The organism is Bifidobacterium sp. LH_413 (assembly GCF_056357015.1).
In genome coordinates this window covers 15,859-31,679 of the sequence record NZ_JBKEVK010000001.1, presented here as the reverse complement: position 1 = coordinate 31,679, position 15,821 = coordinate 15,859, and the positions used below count along the sequence as shown (strand labels likewise).

Sequence of the window (15,821 nt, the reverse complement as noted above, 5' to 3'; positions counted from 1 at the left end):
CGCGCGAAGCGCGGCTGAGGGGGCCAAACCAGCGCTACTGCTTGTTGCGACCGGTTACGGCTTTGGCGATGGCCCAGATGATGGCGACGAGGATGAGGACCACGCCGACGCCACCGAAGAACAGGGCGGTCAAGGTCTGCGGGTCGATGGCGACCATCCAAGTGGTGACGTCGGGCAGCCGCAGGCCGAGCAGCACTCCGAACGCGCCGACAAGGATGCCGATCACGCCGAACAGGATGGTCGGCACGCTCGGCCCGGTCGGGGTGATCGTCGCGGGCGCGGCGGCTGTGGGTTGCGCGGGGGCCGCAGGCTGCGTAGGAGCCGACGGCACCGTGGAATCCGACGGTGTCGGTTCAGGTGTCGATCCGGGCTTCGTTTCGGGTTCCGGCTCGTCGTCGGAGACGCCCATCAGGCGGGTGAGCGGGGTGTTGAGGTCGACGAACGGCGTGGAGACCGGCTGCGTGGCGTCATCCTTCGCGGCCGAGTCGTCCTTCGCCGTCGCATCGGATTTCGCCGTCGCCGCAGTCTCAGCCGTCGCTGCGATCTCGTCCGTCGCCTCAGTCTCGGCGAGGACGGCGGTGTCGGCGGTCTGGTCGACGGCGGGGATCGGCTTGTCGAGGACCTGCTCGGTGGGCGGGGCGATGTCCGGTTTGGCGCCGTCGGGCGCGGGCATGGCCTGCGTGTCGACGATGTCCTGCAGGGAGTGGTTGCGCGAGTCGTCGAATCCCTTGTCATCCGCGGCCTGTCCCGCGGGCATGGCCTGCGTGTCCATCGTCCGGATGTTCGTGGTCGTGTCCAGAGTCTTGTCGTCAGTCATCGGAATGCTCCTTCTTGCCGGCCGCACCGGAACCGTTATCGCTGGAGGCGGTCGTGGTGCCGTTCTGCACGGCGTAGTGTTCGCGGGTCGTGAGGTCGAGCGAGGCGACGTCGCCCTTCGAGATCTGCTTGACGAAGTCGGCGTAGCTGGGCAGCACGGGCTCGGAGGCGTAGCGCACGGTCACCTTGCCGGAGACGCCGGAGGTGAAGTTGATGAGGAACGAGCTTTCGTCGGTCTTGCCGTTGCCCTGCCAGTCGTAGTTGTCCGGCTGGTAGCCGTCCGAGTTCATCATGCTGTCGTCATGGTTGTCGCGGACTCCGGCCATGCGCTCGAGGAACGGGACCTCCAGCGTCGTCGCGCCGTTGTTGCGCACGACCTGGCTGTAGCCGCCCATCGCATCGGACTGCATGAAGACGAATCCGCCGGAGCCGAACGCGTACGGGCAGCCGTCGGGCAGCGTCACGTACACGTGCGCGTTGCGCACGGACAGGTCGATCTGCCCGGCCGGGCATCCGGCTTTGTACTTGTTCACCTGCCCGCCGCCGTAGTTCCAGTTGCCGTATTCGCTCAGGTCGATGTTCGCGACGCTCAGGTCGTAGTCGACGCCTTGGAAGTGGACGCCTTGTTCGAGCCGGTGGAAGTTCTGCGGACTGGAATCGGCGACCCAGTAGTTCATGTTCGCATTGAGGCCGCTGGTGGCGGACCAGTAGTCGTGCTCGGCGTTCTCATCGAGACGCGCCTGCACGGCGACCATCCCATATGCGTTCTCGGATCCGGCGCTCGACCCGGCCCCCAGACGCACCTCGGTGTAGCCGTTGCGGACGTTGTTGATGTCGTAGGTCGAGTAGCCGGCGACGCCGGTCGCGACGATCATGCAGCAGGCGACGAATCCGGCGATGAGCGCGAGCGGGATGAGTCCGCCGGAGCGGCGCCCCACAGCACCGAGGATGACGAGAAGCACGCCCATCGCGATGCACACGGCGGAGATCCACACGGTCATCATCGTGACCGCGTTGACGATGCTCTCGCCGGTGTGGCTGTCGGCATACCCGTGCTCCATGGCGAGCATCACGGCCGCGCCGGAGACGAGCGACAATCCCATAACGAGCAGGACGAGCAGCGGCCCGGCCGGCTTGCGGCGCACGCGGCGCGGCGCAGGAGCGACGGGAGCGGGAGGCGCGACGGGAGCGGCCATCGCCGGCGCGGCATAGACCGGACCGGTACCCGCCGGCACCGGCCCCGGATTCACCGGCCTACCGGAGTCCGCCGGAAAGGGGGCGTGCGGCGCGCCTTGGGGAGGCACCTGGCCGTTCGCCGTACCGGGGACGGGACCAGCCGCGGGACCGCCGGAGTACGCATATCCTCCCGGATACGCGGGTCCAGGCCCGCCCGGGTACGCGCCACCGGCCGCAGGTCCGCCCGGATACCCGCGCGGCGGCACCGGCGTGTACGGCCCGTTCGGCCCTTCCTTGCGATAGCCGTACCCGTAGCCGTGCTGCTGGCGCATGCCGCTCTGGCAGATGGCCCACAGCGCGACGGCGGCGACGCCGATCGCCACCCATCCGGTGCCGACGATGAGCACGGTGATGCCGAGCATCACGAACGCGCCCAGACAGTTCCAATCCCACCTGCCGGCGACGAGCTCCTCGGCGAGGATGCGCCCGTCGCGCGCATCCGGCAGCATCAGCCACGCGAACGCGTACAGGGCCATGCCGAAGCCGAACAGGAAGGTGAAGACGATCATCAGGGCCCGCACGAGCGTCGGGCTCCATCCGAGGCGGGCGGCGATGCCGCTGCACACGCCGCCGATCCAGCGGTCGTCGCCGCGCACCACGCCGGAGGCGCGGAACCAGGCGAACACCTTGGGAAGAATCTTGTTGTTTTCGTTCATGCCTCCATTACAGCAGCCGTGCGTTTGCACGGCCGTCGGGGAAACCCCTGATTCTTCCCTGAACCCCGGCTAGGAATCCTGATTCCGCACCCCGAAGCGGGCACAATGGAAGCATGACCTCACCGAATCTCCCGCCGCTGCGCCCGGCGAAGCTCCCACTCATGCGCCCGACCCGCGGCCGCATGCTCGCCGGCGTCTGCCGGGGCGTCGCCCTGCATCTGGGCGTGCCCGTCGTCTGGGTGCGGCTCGCGTTCGTCGCGCTCACGTTCCTGTGGGGCGCGGGCGTCGCCGCCTACCTGTTCCTGTGGATGTTCGTTCCCGTGGGCGATCCGTTCGCCGCGGCCGCGGCGGCCGCCCAGGCGCAGGCCACGCCGGTCGCGAGCGCACCGCTCGCCGCCGGCAACCGCGACACGGCAACCGGCCGCACGCGCGCCGAATCGGCCGCCGAGGCGATGCATGGTTCGACGGAGAACGTGGCCGCCGCGATCCGCCGCATCCCGCTGCCGACGCTCGTCGCGTGCGTCGGTCTCGCGCTTGTCGCGATGAGCGTCGCGTTGGGCGGTACGGACCATGCCGACCTCATCATGCCGCTGCTGCTCGCCGCGTGCGGGCTCATCGCCGTGTGGTCGCGGTTCGATGCGAAGCAGGGACGCATCCCGACGATGGTCGCCGGTCTTATCCTCATCTTCCTCGCCTATGTGGCGTACGTGACGACCGTCATGTATTCGGGTACACCGTTCCCCCGCCGCATCATCGTCGCCGGTTTTCTCATGCTCGTCGGCGTCGTGCTCGCGATCCTGCCGTGGGCGGGCGCGACGCTGCGCACGCTGACCGCCGAGCGCGCGATGAAGGAGCGTGAGGAGGAGCGCGCCGACATGACCGCCCACCTGCATGACGGCGTGCTGCAGACGCTCGCCCTCATCCAACTGCACAGCGCGGAACCGGACATGGTGTTCACGCTCGCCCGCGCGCAGGAGCGCGAGCTGCGCGCGTGGCTGTACCAGGAGCGCGTCACGTCGGATCGTTCGGTGAGCGCCGGTGTGAAGGCGATCGCCGCCGAGGTGGAGGACGGTCACGGCCGTCCGATCGACGTCGTGACCGTCGGCGACGCGCGTCCGAGCGCCGCGACGGACGCGCTGCTCGACGCGACGCGGCAGGCGCTCGTCAACGCGGTCACGCACGGCGGCGAGCCGGTGTCCGTCTACTGCGAGGCGGGCGCGCGGGCGGTCGAGGTGTACGTGCGTGACCACGGCGACGGTTTCGACGTGGACGCGATCCCACCGGACCGTCTCGGCATCCGTGAGTCGATCGTCGGCCGCGTGCGTCGCCGCGGCGGTACAGTGGAGATCGTGTCGCGGCCCGGGTGGGGCACGGAAGTGCGCATGCGCATGCCGGTCGCGGCCGCGCCGGGAGGCGACGGCGCGACCGGCGGCGCGCACGCGACGGAGAAGGAGGAACGATGACCGGACAGGACGACGCGACGACGGGTGGCGGCGAGGCGAACGCGACGGGCGGCGGCGCGCGGATCCGCGTGGCCGTGGTCGACGACCATGAGATGTTCCGCGCGGGCGTGACCGCCACGCTGCGCACCGAGTTCGACATCGTCGGCCAGGGCGCGGACGTGGACGGCTCGATCGCGATGATCGCGCGGACCAAGCCGGACGTGGTGCTGCTCGACGTGCACGTGCCGGGCGGCGCGGGCGGCGGAGGCGCGGAGATTCTGCTCAAATCGAAGGCGTACTCCCCCGCCTCGGCGTTCCTCGCGCTGTCGGTGTCCGACGCGCCGCAGGATGTGGGCGCGGTGATCCGCGCCGGCGCGCGCGGCTACGTGACCAAGACGATCACCGGCGCGGACCTCATCTCGTCGATCAAGCAGGTGCATGAGGGGTATGCGGTGTTCTCGCCGAAGCTCGCCGGATTCGTGCTGTCCGCGTTCCAAGGCGCGGGCCAGGTCAGCGGGTTCGGCGGCGGTGCGGGTGCCGGTGCGGCCGGAATGGACGCCGCGGGGTCGGGCTTCGGCACGAACGGCACGAATGGCTACCCGCCGCATGACGAGGAGCTCGACCGCCTCTCCCGCCGCGAGCAGGACGTGATGCGCCTGATCGCGCGCGGCTACACGTACAAGGAGGTCGCCGCCGAGCTGTTCATCTCCGTGAAGACCGTGGAGACACATATGAGCGCCGTGCTGCGCAAGCTCCAGCTGTCGAACCGCACCGAGCTGACCCGGTGGGCGGCCGACCGTAGAATCGTGTGAATGACCGATGACGAATCCGTCCAGATGACCACGCGGGGGACCGCGCAATCCCCCGTATCCCCGCGCCCTCGCCGCGCGCGCAACATGCGCGTGGAGATGCTGCGCGTCGCCGCGATCGTCGGCATCGCCGTGTTCCACACGTTCCAGCCGTGGTTCACCGTGGTCGCCGCGTCCACGCCGATCGACCGGCTGCCGGCGGAACTGCAGCCGGTCGCGGCGAGTCCGGCGGCGATGTGGGTGCTCGGCATGACCGCGCTGCTCGGCGCGTGCGGCAACCATATCTTCTACATGATCTCCGGGTTCTATCTCATCCCGTCCGCGGCGACGAAGCCGCTGCGCGTCCAGTGCGCGGCGACGGCGCGACGGGCCGCGATCATCGTCCTGTCCGTGCTGTTCTACGTCGCCATGTGCGCCGTGATCAATCTGTTCACGCCGGTCGCCGGCTTCGGCACCGCGGGATGGTGGGGCATGGGTCTCGAATTCGTCTGGCTGTATCTCGTGTTCGTCGTCGTCGCGCCGGCCGCGGCGTGGCTGTTCGCGCGCATGGACGCGCGAACCCGCCACGCGCTGGCCGCGCTCGCGCTCGTGGCCGTGTTCGCGCTGAACGCGTACATCGCGTTCGTCGCGCCGGAGGGCGGCCGCGGACTGACCGACTGGCGCAAGCTGATGAGCGCCGTCACGTATCTGGCGACGTTCCTGTTCGCCGGCATCCTCGGCATGGACGTACGTGCGGGCCGCGCGCCGTCGCCGCGGTTCTGGCGGCGCGCGCTCGTCGTGGTCGTCGCCGTGACGGCGGCGCTCGAGGTCGCGTTCGCCGTGACCGGCGTGCGCGGGCTGCTGATGGCGATGTCGTTCAAATCGACGTCGCTCGTCTCGTTCCTCGCCGCATGGTTCGCGCTGATGACGGCGGCGACCGGCGGCGACGCGCGTCGCGACGCCGGACGCGCGGACGGCGACGGTCCGGCGCGGCCGCGTCCGGCCGTGCGTTTCGCGGCCGCCCTCGCGTCCGGCATCCTCGGCTTCTACATCGCGCAATCGCTGATGAACGGCCTATGGCACGACCGTTGCACCGCGCTGATGACGTCGCTCGCCGCGCACGGCGGCGCGGGCGTCGCCGGCGCGATCGTGTTCGGCGTCGCGTTCTCGGCGGCGTTCGTGCTCGTGGTGACGATGGTGGACCGGTTCACGCGCCAGCCGCTGCTGCGTGTGATGCGGTTGCTGCGATAGACTGTTGCGCGGTTGAACGACGGTTCCGACGACGATCGGGGATTGGTTTCCATGGCTCAGATTTCGATGATTCACCAGCGGATTCAACGGCGCGACCGCATCATCCGATGGGCGCCGGCCGTGGCGGGACTGCTGGGCGTGGTCGCCGCGTTCTGCATCGTGCTCGCGTGGTTCCCGACGGCCGTGTGGGACAAGCCGATCCAGGGCATCGACGCGCCGTCGCACTACTACTTCATCCGCAAGCTGCTCCATCACGGGCCGAGCGTGCTGCTCACGCTGCAGCCGCATGACGGCTTCTACCCGCCGCTGTTCCACACGCTCGCCGCGCTGATCGTGAAGGTCGGCGGGGCGCTCGGCGTCCCCGCACTCACCGGGAACCTGGCGGTCGTCGTCGCGGTGAACTGCGTGTGGATCCTCGGCGCGGGGCTGCTGTGGCCGCTCGGCATGATGCTGCTGTGCGGCTACTTCCTGCGCGACGCGTCGCTCGGCACGCGATGCGCGTTGAACCTCGTCATGCCGATCCTCGCAGTCTCGTCCGGCACGAACCCGTACCAGATGCTGTACGCGGGACCGCTGCTCGCCTACGGATTGGGCAGCAACCTGCTGCCCTTCCTGCTGCTCGCCACGCTGCATCTGCTGGACGCGCTGGTGGACGTGTTCGAGGCACGGGCGGCGGCTGCCGCGGGCGGCGCCGGCCTGGGCAACGCGGGCAAGGGCGCGAAGCGGCGGCTGCCGGCGGCGCTTCGCGCGCGGCTGCTGCGCACGCTCGCCCTGACCGCGCTGGCCGGATTCCTCGTGGCGGCCACCCAGCCGAAACTGATTTTCACGTACATCCTCATCATGCTGCCGTTCGTGCTCGTGCGCATGCCGTGGAAGCTGATCGCCGGCGTGTTCGCGGCGCTCATCGTGGGCGCGGTCGCGTTCTTCGTCTACGCGTTCACGTTCATCAAATCGGACAAGTACTTCCATCCGGAACGCTGGTTCCACACGCACAAGCCGGACATGTCGCTACGCACGTCGCTCACCTACGCGTTCACCGACGGCATGGTCTCCGGCGACCCGGCGAACGGGCTGATCTCGTTCAACATCCCGACCGTGGCCGGCTGGGCGATGATGATCCTGCTCATCGGATCGATCGCGGTCGCGGGCGTCGCGGTGGCGCGCTGGTGGCGCGGGTACGGTCGCGGACGCGGGCACGCCGTCGTCGACGACCGTCATACCGGCAAGATCGCGTTGTCGCTGATCCTGTCGTTCCTGTTCGTCCTGTTCGTCTTCGAATGCAGCGCGACGTTCACCGGCGCGATTCCGAACATCGTCACCGCGGTCTGGTACCGCAACGAAGTGCGCACGATGACGTTCCTGCCCTACGTCATCCTCCCGCTCATCGCGTTCGCCGCCGCGCGGCTCGACGCGCGGATCGGCGCGGACGATGCCGAAACCAAGGCGGCCGCCGCGATCATCGCGCCGGATGCCGATACGACCACAATCGACGGGTCGGATGGAGCGGCGGCAGACACCGGAACCGAAACCGAAACGACGGACACGACCGCGACCGCGACCGACGCCGGTACGCACGACGAGGCCGCCGACGCGCGCGAGGACGGTTCCGGCGCGGCGAAGACGCGACGCCGGAACCGCCTGACGCGCGGCGTCGCGGCGGCGGGCGCGGTGCTGCTGGCCGTCGCGATGGTCGCCGCCCAGGCGGACAGCCCGGTCAAGACCGAGATGCGCGCGGCGCTGACCGACGCGGCCCGGCTCGACAAGATCGACCCGAACGAGCAGCTGACCGGCGACAAGCTCGACGCGCTCACCCGCGTGGTGGACAAGGTCGGCACCGACGCGCTCATCATCTCCGACCCGCTCAACGGTTCGATGTACGGCACGGCGCTGCTCGACGCGAACATGCTGTACCCGGTCTACAACCCGCAGGACACGCTCAACGGCGCGATCTTCAAGCATGTGGAACTCGACTTCGCGTCCGGCGACCCGGCGACGATGCTCGCCTCGCCATGCTCGGTGACGCCCGGCAAACCCGTGTACTTCCTCACGATGGGCCCGCAGGCGCCAAGTCTGCAGATGTTCACGTACCGCGCGCAGTTCTACCAGTTCCATGACGAGAAGCTGATCGACGCCTACGTGAAGGCGGGGGCGTTGAAGCCGGTTTCGGGGCTCGACCTCACCACATACGGCCCGCACGCCAAGGACTGGGCGCTGTACCGGCTCGCCTGCCCGGCGAAGTAGGCGGTAGGCGAGGTAGGCGCGGCGAGGTAAGCGCAGCGCGACGGGCGACGGGAAGTCGGCGGATACGCGAAACGGGGCTTCGGACATTCCCGAAACCCCGTTTCGTTACGGCGGGCAGAGCGAGATTCGAACTCGCGGAAGGTTGCCCTTCAACGGTTTTCAAGACCGTCTCTTTAGACCGCTCAGACATCTACCCGTATACGCGCACACCCCGTTTCGGCCGCATGCACGACGATTCATTATACAGAAACCCGATACCAATCCCATGGTGCGGTGAAATCCCCATGGTGCGGTAGGCCAAAACGGCCATTTTCCAACGTTATGGAGATTGTGTGTTGCCGCACCATGGGATTGTGGGGCGGGCTAGGCGGGCGTCACGCCTGCGAGGGCGTCACGCCTGCGAGGGCGTCACGCCTCCCACTTGGTGGGCTCGATGACTTCCTTGCCGCCCATGTAGGGACGCATGGCCTTCGGAATCTCGATGGAGCCGTCCTTCTGCTGGTGGTTCTCGAGGATCGCGACGAGCCAGCGGGTGGTGGCCAGCGTGCCGTTGAGCGTGGAGACCGGGCGGGTGGAGCCGTCCTCGGTGCGCTCGCGGATGTTCAGGCGGCGGGCCTGGTACTCGGTGCAGTTCGAGGTGGAGGTGAGCTCGCGGTAGCGGCCCTGAGTCGGCACCCAGGCCTCGCAGTCGAACTTGCGGGCGGCGGAGGAGCCGAGGTCGCCGGCGGCGGTGTCGATGATGCGGTACGGCACCTCGACCTTGGCGAGCATCTCCTGCTCCATCTCGAGCAGGTGCTGGTGCTCCGCGTAGGAGTCCTCCTGCTTCGCGTAGACGAACATCTCCACCTTGTCGAACTGGTGGACGCGGATGATGCCGGAGGTGTCCTTGCCGGCGGCGCCCGCCTCGCGACGGTAGCAGGAGCTCCAGCCGCAGTAGCGCAGCGGGCCGTTGCCGAGGTCGAGGATCTCGTTCTCGTGCATGCCGGCCAGCGCCACCTCGGAGGTGCCGACGAGGTACTGGTCGTCGGGCTCGCGCAGACGGTAGATCTCGTCAGCATGGGAGTTGAGGAAGCCGGTGCCGCGCATCACTTCGGGGCGCACGAGCGTCGGGGTGATGGCGAGCGTGAAGCCGTGCTCCTCGGCCTGGTCGACGGCCATCGTGAGCATCGCGATCTGCATGCGGGCGACCTGGCCGCGCAGGAAGTAGAAGCGGGAGCCGCCGACCTTGACGCCGCGGCGCATGTCGATGCCGGCGACCTCGGTGCCGAGGGTCAGGTGGTCCTTCGGCTCGAAGCCTTCAGCCGCGAAGTCGCGGATCTGGCCGACCTTCTTGACGACGACGTAATCGTCCTCGCCGCCTTCCGGCGCCTCCGGCTCGACGATGTTGGACAGCTTCCACATCGCGGTGGTGTATTCCTCGGACGCGGCGTCCGCGGCGGCCTTGTACTCGGAGACCTTGTTGGCGAGCGCCTTGGTCTCGGCGATCAGCTTGGCCTTCTCGTCCGCCGGGGCGGCGGCGACCTTCTTGCCGATCTCCTTCTGCTGGGCGCGGGCGGCCTCGAATTCCTTGAGGGAGGAACGGCGCGCCTCGTCGGAGCGCAGGACCTCGTCGACGAGTTCGACGGACTCGCCGCGCTTGCGCTGGGATTCCTTGACGACATCGGCGTGTTCGCGAATGAATTGAATATCAAGCATGCGGCCCAGCCTACCGCCGTAAGCCGACACGCGACCGTGGCACGCAACCGATGCCATCCATGTGAACCGGCACCACGTGATCGGCGCCGCCCACCCCGCAACGTGCAGGAATCGTTCAATTATTCCGTGGCGATGCGGGAATCTTAGCGCCGAGTGAGCAGAATAAGGGTTATGCCCACAGCCGCAGTCATCATCGCAGTAGTCCTCGGCGTCGTCGCCGTCATCGTCGCCGTCGCGTTCGCCGTTCGCGCGTATCGGCGCCGCCGTCTCGCCGAGAAACTCGTCGCACGCGATGACGACCAGGTGCATTACGCGTTCATCGTGAACCCGTCGAAGCCGCAGGCGGCCGCCCGCCGCGCGCATATCGAACGGTTCTGCAAGGAGAAGGGGCTCACCGAGGTCGAATTCATCGACACGCAGCTCGACAAGGACGGCCGCGCGTGCGCGCTCGAAGCGCTCGAGCACGGCGCGGACGTGGTCGTCGCGGTGGGCGGCGACGGCACGGTGCGCACGGTCGCGTCCGCCGTGTCCGGCACCGGCCACGCGCTCGGCATCGTGCCGATCGGCACCGGCAACCTGTTCGCGCGCAACATGGGCATTCCGGTGGACGACATCGATGCGGCGCTCACCGTGGCCACGTCGCACGGGTCGCGTCGCGTGGACATGGGCCGTCTCGCGCTGCTCGACCACCCGGAGGAGGATCACGCGCACGCGTTCCTCATCATCGCGGGTGTCGGCTTCGATGCGGCGATGATCGACGACACCGATCCGGAACTGAAGAAGAACATCAGCTGGCTCGCGTATTTCGTGGGCGGCGTGAAGAACCTGTTCGCGCCGAAATACCGTGCGAACGTGACGATCACGAGCGCGGACGGCAGCACGCATTCGACGCGCGGACTCGTGTTCCGCACGTTCATGGCCGGCAACTGCGGCCAGATCCCCGTGTTCTCGCTGATGCCGAACGCCTCGTTCCACGATGGCCTGCTCGATTTCGAGATCATCGACACGACGGGCGGCATCATCGGATGGGCGAACCTGTTCGGCGACGTGGTGCATCAGACGATCACCGGCAAGGCGGAGCAGAACCCGCTCTCCACGAATTCGACGATCGACCAGGTGCAGGGCGTGAGCGCGGAACTCGTGCTGGAGAAGCCGACGCCCGCGCAGGTGGACGGCGACATGCTGCCCGCCACGCAGCACATCCGATTCACCGTCGACCGGAACGCGCTGATCGTGCGCGTGCCGGAGATCACCGGCGGCGACCCGTCCGCCACCGGCACGATGGAGCCGATCCGGGCGTAGGGTCCATTGCTTCTGCGCCCCCTTCAGGGGGAGCTGGCCGCCATGAGGCGGACTGAGGGGGTATCGGACTACCCCACCCGTCGGCTTCGCCGCCACCCTCCCCTGCAAAGGGAGGGAAGAAAAAACAGCCACCCTCCCTGCGGGAGAACAGAAGGAACGTCAGGCACCATCCCTGCAAGGAGAGGGGGCCGAACTGGACGTCAGGCGGCGCTGACTCGGGCTACGTGGAGGGTGAGGTAGGCGATTTCGTCTTCGGTGAGCGTGGTGTCGAGGCGCAGCTCGATGAGCGCGGCGATGCGGCGGGCGCATTCGGCGGCCTTCGGATAGGACTGCATGATCGACGCGACGATCGCCTCGGGTTCGCGCTTCAGCTGGCTGTGCTGGTGGATGCGCACGAACAGGTAGCGCAGATGCGTGATGAATCGGCCCACGTTGACGGAATGTTCGTCGAGCGTGATGCCGTACGTGCTTTCGATGACGGCGAGCAGCTGCTGGATCACGCCTGTCATCGCATACGTGTGGGTCAGGTCGCCGGTCGAGAATCCGGCGTTGACGAGGTGCAGCGCGAACGCGACGCCCTCGTTCTCGGGCAGCACGCCGCCGAGCCGTGTGTTCAACGCCTTGAGCAGGGACTTCCCCTGCGTGTATTCGCGCTCGTACAGCGTCTGCACCTCTTCGGTGAGGGGGTAGGCGATGGCCGGGATGCCGTTCTTGACGCGGCGCAGCGCCCCGCACACGTGGTCGGCGAGGGCCATGACGAGCGTGGGATTCTGTCCCGCCTCCTCGCCCAGACCGATTCGGTCCATGGCTTCGGAGACGAGTTTGATGACCTCGGGCGGGATGTCGCCGAGCAATTGGGCGAGATGGTCGGGGTCGCGCCCGTCGGCGGGCACGAACACGCGCGCCACCTTGGTGCGGTCAACCGTCATGCCGGGTTTCGCCTTGAAGCCAAGCCCGCGGCCAGTGAGGATCACCTCGCGCGTGCCGTCCTTCGCGAGGACGACGTTGTTGTTGAAGACGCGAAGTATTTCCATGACATCCCTTTCACCCCATGACCGGACCGGCCCCGGCCCGAAGGCCGCCGCCGGAATCCGTCCATAAGGCTCAGCATAGCCGACGCGCCGGCCCGGGCCGCGGCGGAATCATCCGCCGAGGGCCCGGAACCGGCGCGTCGGAATGATCACTTCTCGATGGCGAGGACCTCGTCACCGGCCTTGACGTCCACGTTCGTCTTCGGAGTGACGGACGTGAGCATCGCGGTGTTGAGGACCGTCATCAGCGTGGTGGTGCTGTAGCCGGCCGCCTTGACCTTGTCGAAGTCGACGGCGACGAGCGGATCGCCGGCCTTGACGCGATCGCCCTTGGCGACCTTGACGTCGAAGCCTTCGCCGTTCATCTTGACCGTGTCGATGCCGACGTGCACGAGCACTTCGACGCCGTCATCGGTCTTGAGGCCGAACGCGTGGCCGGTCTCGGCGACGGTCTGGAGCACGCCGGAGACCGGGGCCTTGACCACGGAGCCGGTCGGCTGGATGCCAACGCCCTCGCCGAGGGCGCGGGAGGCGAACACCGGATCGCCGGCGTCGTCGAGGGAGACGACGTGGCCGTCGACCGGGGCACCCACGGCGGTGGTCGGCTCGGCGTCGGCGGCCGGGGCGGCCGGGGTCTCTTCAACAGCGGTCTCGGCGACCGGGGCGGCGGCGGGAGCGGCCTCGACGGCGGCCTTGCCCTTGCCGGCCTTGGCCTTGGCGGCAGCGGCGACACGGGCCTTCACTTCGGCCTTCTGCTCCGGAGTGCGGTAGTCGAGCGTGATGATGAGAACCATCGAGGTGATGAACGCGGCGGCGATGGACACGGCGTAGACCCACATCTGGTTGAACACCGGGATGGTGAGCAGCGAGGTGAAGGCGAACGTGGTGGTGGTCACGCCGTGGACGCCGGCGGAGGACGGGAACAGCCAGCCCATGACGGCGATCACGACACCGCCGACGCCACAGCCGACGAGCATACGGGAGTAGATGAGCTTGTAGCGCAGGTGGATGCCGTAGAGGGACGGCTCGGAGACACCACCGAGCAGGCCGGCGGCGAGGGCGCCGATGGAGGTCTGGCGCATCTGGTCGTCGTGGTCACGGATGGAGAGGAACAGCACACCGGCGGTGGCGCCGAAGCAGGCGAAGTTCCACGTACCCATCGGGCCCTGGATGAAGTCGTAGCCGAGCGTCTGGATGTTCATGAGCATCAGGGCGTTGAGCGGCCAGTGCAGACCCAGCGGCACGAGGAACGGGTAGAGCAGCGGGATGGCGATGGCGAAGATGAACGGCGCGTGGGAGTTCATCCAGGACAGGCCGACGCCGACGCCGTTGCCGGCCCAGACGCCCAGCGGTCCGATGATGTAGGCGGTCAGGGCGCCGACGATGATCATCGAGAAGAACGGCAGGAAGACGAGCTGGACGGAATCCGGGATGATCTTCTTGAGCCCGTGGTAGACGAGGGCGAGCACGGCGGCCATGAGCAACGGCACGAAGACCTGTCCGGAGTAGTCGGACATCTGCATCGGCAGACCGAACACGGTGGTGGTGCACTGCGTGTTGCCCATCACCTTGACGCACTTGACGGCGTCGCCCCACTGCTTCGGATCCTGCAGGGTGGTCATGAACTGCGGGGTCATGAGCATGGCCATGATGGAGCCGCCCAGCCACGGGTCGACCTTCAGCTTCTTGGACGCGTTGTACGCGATCATGATCGGCAGGAAGTAGAACACGCCCTTCCAGATGGCCTGGATGAACACGAGGCCGGTGGTGGCGGTGTCGTTCTCGACGAGGCCGAGGGAGATGGCCAGGTTGACGAGCGCGATGATGATGGACGCGCCGAGCAGGACGCCCAGGATCGGGCGGAAGGAGTCGGCCAGATACTCGAAGAAGTTGTCGAGCCAGGCGACCTTGCCACGGATGCCCTTCTTACGTTCCGCGGCCTTGAGTTCGGCGTTGGACATCTCGCCGTCGCCGTCGTCGTCCGGGACGGTGCCGGCGCCGAGGCCCGCCATCTCCGGCAGGTGCATGATCTCGTCGTACACGGAGGCGACCTGGCCGCCGATGACGACCTGGTAGCGGTCGCCGGACTGCGGCACGCCGCCCAGCACGACCTTGTTGGCGTCGAGGGAGGCCTGGTCGACCTTGCCCCCGTCCTTGAGTTCGAAACGCAGTCGGGTGGCGCAGTGCGTCAACGACTTGACGTTGGCGGCACCACCGACGGCGGTGATGATCGCCTTGACATCGTCCTGATGCGACATCGTGTTCTCCATTTCCTTCATTCCATATGTCGCAGCTTCCCACGTGTCAGGTCGGCATTGGCCCAGACAACGAAAAAGACCTGGGGCAAGAGTCTGGGACCGTGGAACCCGCACCTTGTGGGTGCATGTTCCTATGGTTTGGCTCACGCCTCAGGTCTTGCCTCGAAATCTTGAGTAGCAACCCTGCTAAGGAAACTGACAGTGCGTCACTATAACAGAACGATAACGAATATGCAAACCTTTTTTAAACAACTCCCCAAAACGGCTTGTTTCCAACGTTTTTCGGCGACACACCGGCGATTCTAGCCGTACGGGAGGCGCCCGCACGTCCACCGGTGCCGCGCCTGCCGCCGTCACGCGCGTGGCCGTCACGCGTAGCGCCGTCACGTGCCGCGTCGGGCAGGCACGACCACACGTAGACGGCGTTGACCGGGTAGCGTCCCGGCTTGCGCCCGTCGCTAAGCTGTTCGTATTTGCGCCAGATTGCGCGGACCTCCTGTTGCACGGCGATGCTCTCCTCCTCGGTGAGCACCAGGTTGCCGGTGGAGAGCATCGTGTAGGGACTGGCGTCGTTCGGCGGCACGGCGCGGCTCCGGGCACGCGCGACGATCATGCGTTCGATGCGGTCGCGCATCGCGACGAGCACGGCGTCCATCAGTTTCATGCGCGCCTCATGACTCGGCTCCTTGCTGACGACGATGCGGTACTGCTTGGCGCTCGGCATCCACGGCGCCTCGCGTCCGTCGCGCAGTCCGCGGACGCGATGGATGATGCCGACCTTGCCGAGTTCGCGCAGATGGTAGCTCATCACGCTGGGGCTGACGCCCACCGCGTCGGCGATCTGCGTAGCGGTCAGCGGCTCGTGGCTTTCGAATAGCTCCGACAGCGCCGCGTAGCGGATGGGATTCGTGATGACGCGCAGCACGCGGCGGTCGCTGACCTCGAACACCTCGGGCAGCTCGTCGTAGGCCATCGCCGTCATCTCCTCCCACTCGTCGGTCAGGTCATCCACCATTATCATCCTCCTCGTCCCTAGCCGCGCATACCCCCTCAGTCGCGCTTCGCGCGACAGCTCCCCCTGAAGGGGGCGCAAGGAGATCGACAT

The 15,821-nt window shown here is 67.6% G+C and carries 11 protein-coding genes and 1 tRNA gene; 5 read left to right on the top strand and 7 right to left on the bottom strand.

Annotated elements, in window-relative coordinates:
- Positions 1-34: 34 nt before the first annotated feature.
- Positions 35-817 carry a hypothetical protein gene (locus AC1AYN_RS00090; RefSeq protein WP_476531347.1) on the bottom strand — a complete coding sequence of 261 codons (783 nt, stop codon included), beginning with the start codon at positions 815-817 and terminating at the stop codon, positions 35-37.
- Positions 810-2,708 carry a PspC domain-containing protein gene (locus AC1AYN_RS00085; protein WP_476531345.1) on the bottom strand — a complete coding sequence of 633 codons (1,899 nt, stop codon included), beginning with the start codon at positions 2,706-2,708 and terminating at the stop codon, positions 810-812. Before AC1AYN_RS00085 ends, AC1AYN_RS00090 begins: the two co-directional genes overlap by 8 nt.
- 113 nt (positions 2,709-2,821) lie before the next feature.
- Here AC1AYN_RS00085 and AC1AYN_RS00080 point away from each other — a divergent pair, with 113 nt between their 5' ends.
- The 4 genes from AC1AYN_RS00080 to AC1AYN_RS00065 all read left to right on the top strand — a co-directional run bounded on the left by AC1AYN_RS00080 (position 2,822) and on the right by AC1AYN_RS00065 (position 8,430).
- Positions 2,822-4,171 carry an ATP-binding protein gene (locus AC1AYN_RS00080; RefSeq protein ID WP_476531344.1) on the top strand — a complete coding sequence of 450 codons (1,350 nt, stop codon included), beginning with the start codon at positions 2,822-2,824 and terminating at the stop codon, positions 4,169-4,171.
- A gap of 92 nt (positions 4,172-4,263) precedes the next feature.
- Positions 4,264-4,962, top strand: a complete 699-nt coding sequence (locus AC1AYN_RS00075) for a LuxR C-terminal-related transcriptional regulator (RefSeq protein WP_476532279.1) — start codon at positions 4,264-4,266, stop codon at positions 4,960-4,962.
- Positions 4,963-6,189 (top strand): hypothetical protein, encoded by a 1,227-nt coding sequence (locus AC1AYN_RS00070; protein WP_476531342.1) that lies wholly within the window; start codon positions 4,963-4,965, stop codon positions 6,187-6,189.
- Between the two features lie 51 nt (positions 6,190-6,240).
- Positions 6,241-8,430, top strand: coding sequence for a DUF6541 family protein (locus tag AC1AYN_RS00065; protein WP_476531340.1), 2,190 nt, complete (start codon positions 6,241-6,243; stop codon positions 8,428-8,430).
- Between the two features lie 111 nt (positions 8,431-8,541).
- On the opposite strand, the gene AC1AYN_RS00060 is transcribed toward AC1AYN_RS00065, so the two are convergent.
- Positions 8,542-8,626 (bottom strand) — tRNA-Ser (locus tag AC1AYN_RS00060).
- Between the two features lie 212 nt (positions 8,627-8,838).
- Complete coding sequence (gene serS / locus AC1AYN_RS00055) at positions 8,839-10,125, bottom strand: serine--tRNA ligase (protein ID WP_034527232.1); 1,287 nt, start codon at positions 10,123-10,125, stop codon at positions 8,839-8,841.
- 171 nt (positions 10,126-10,296) lie between these two features.
- Between serS and AC1AYN_RS00050 the strand changes: the two genes are divergently transcribed.
- On the top strand, positions 10,297-11,427 hold the full coding sequence (locus AC1AYN_RS00050) for a diacylglycerol/lipid kinase family protein (RefSeq protein WP_476531338.1): 1,131 nt from the start codon (positions 10,297-10,299) through the stop codon (positions 11,425-11,427).
- 200 nt (positions 11,428-11,627) lie between these two features.
- Here AC1AYN_RS00050 and AC1AYN_RS00045 read toward each other — a convergent pair whose 3' ends face one another.
- From AC1AYN_RS00045 to AC1AYN_RS00035, 3 genes are all read right to left on the bottom strand, one after another.
- A complete protein-coding gene (locus AC1AYN_RS00045) occupies positions 11,628-12,461 on the bottom strand; it encodes a PRD domain-containing protein (RefSeq protein WP_476531336.1) in 834 nt (277 codons plus the stop codon).
- Positions 12,462-12,607: 146 nt separating this feature from the next.
- Positions 12,608-14,716, bottom strand: coding sequence for a glucose PTS transporter subunit IIA (locus AC1AYN_RS00040; RefSeq protein ID WP_476532278.1), 2,109 nt, complete (start codon positions 14,714-14,716; stop codon positions 12,608-12,610).
- Positions 14,717-14,960: 244 nt separating this feature from the next.
- On the bottom strand, positions 14,961-15,731 hold the full coding sequence (locus tag AC1AYN_RS00035; RefSeq protein ID WP_476531334.1) for a helix-turn-helix domain-containing protein: 771 nt from the start codon (positions 15,729-15,731) through the stop codon (positions 14,961-14,963).
- Between the last annotated feature and the right edge of the window lie 90 nt (positions 15,732-15,821).

Bases quoted from the DNA above. Each gene is read 5' to 3' on its own strand.
- AC1AYN_RS00090 (WP_476531347.1), bottom strand. From the start codon at position 817: ATGACTGACGACAAGACTCTGGACACGACCACGAACATCCGGACGATG.
- AC1AYN_RS00085 (WP_476531345.1), bottom strand. From the start codon at position 2,708: ATGAACGAAAACAACAAGATTCTTCCCAAGGTGTTCGCCTGGTTCCGC.
- AC1AYN_RS00080 (WP_476531344.1), top strand. From the start codon at position 2,822: ATGACCTCACCGAATCTCCCGCCGCTGCGCCCGGCGAAGCTCCCACTC.
- AC1AYN_RS00075 (WP_476532279.1), top strand. From the start codon at position 4,264: ATGTTCCGCGCGGGCGTGACCGCCACGCTGCGCACCGAGTTCGACATC.
- AC1AYN_RS00070 (WP_476531342.1), top strand. From the start codon at position 4,963: ATGACCGATGACGAATCCGTCCAGATGACCACGCGGGGGACCGCGCAA.
- AC1AYN_RS00065 (WP_476531340.1), top strand. From the start codon at position 6,241: ATGGCTCAGATTTCGATGATTCACCAGCGGATTCAACGGCGCGACCGC.
- serS (WP_034527232.1), bottom strand. From the start codon at position 10,125: ATGCTTGATATTCAATTCATTCGCGAACACGCCGATGTCGTCAAGGAA.
- AC1AYN_RS00050 (WP_476531338.1), top strand. From the start codon at position 10,297: ATGCCCACAGCCGCAGTCATCATCGCAGTAGTCCTCGGCGTCGTCGCC.
- AC1AYN_RS00045 (WP_476531336.1), bottom strand. From the start codon at position 12,461: ATGGAAATACTTCGCGTCTTCAACAACAACGTCGTCCTCGCGAAGGAC.
- AC1AYN_RS00040 (WP_476532278.1), bottom strand. From the start codon at position 14,716: ATGTCGCATCAGGACGATGTCAAGGCGATCATCACCGCCGTCGGTGGT.
- AC1AYN_RS00035 (WP_476531334.1), bottom strand. From the start codon at position 15,731: ATGGTGGATGACCTGACCGACGAGTGGGAGGAGATGACGGCGATGGCC.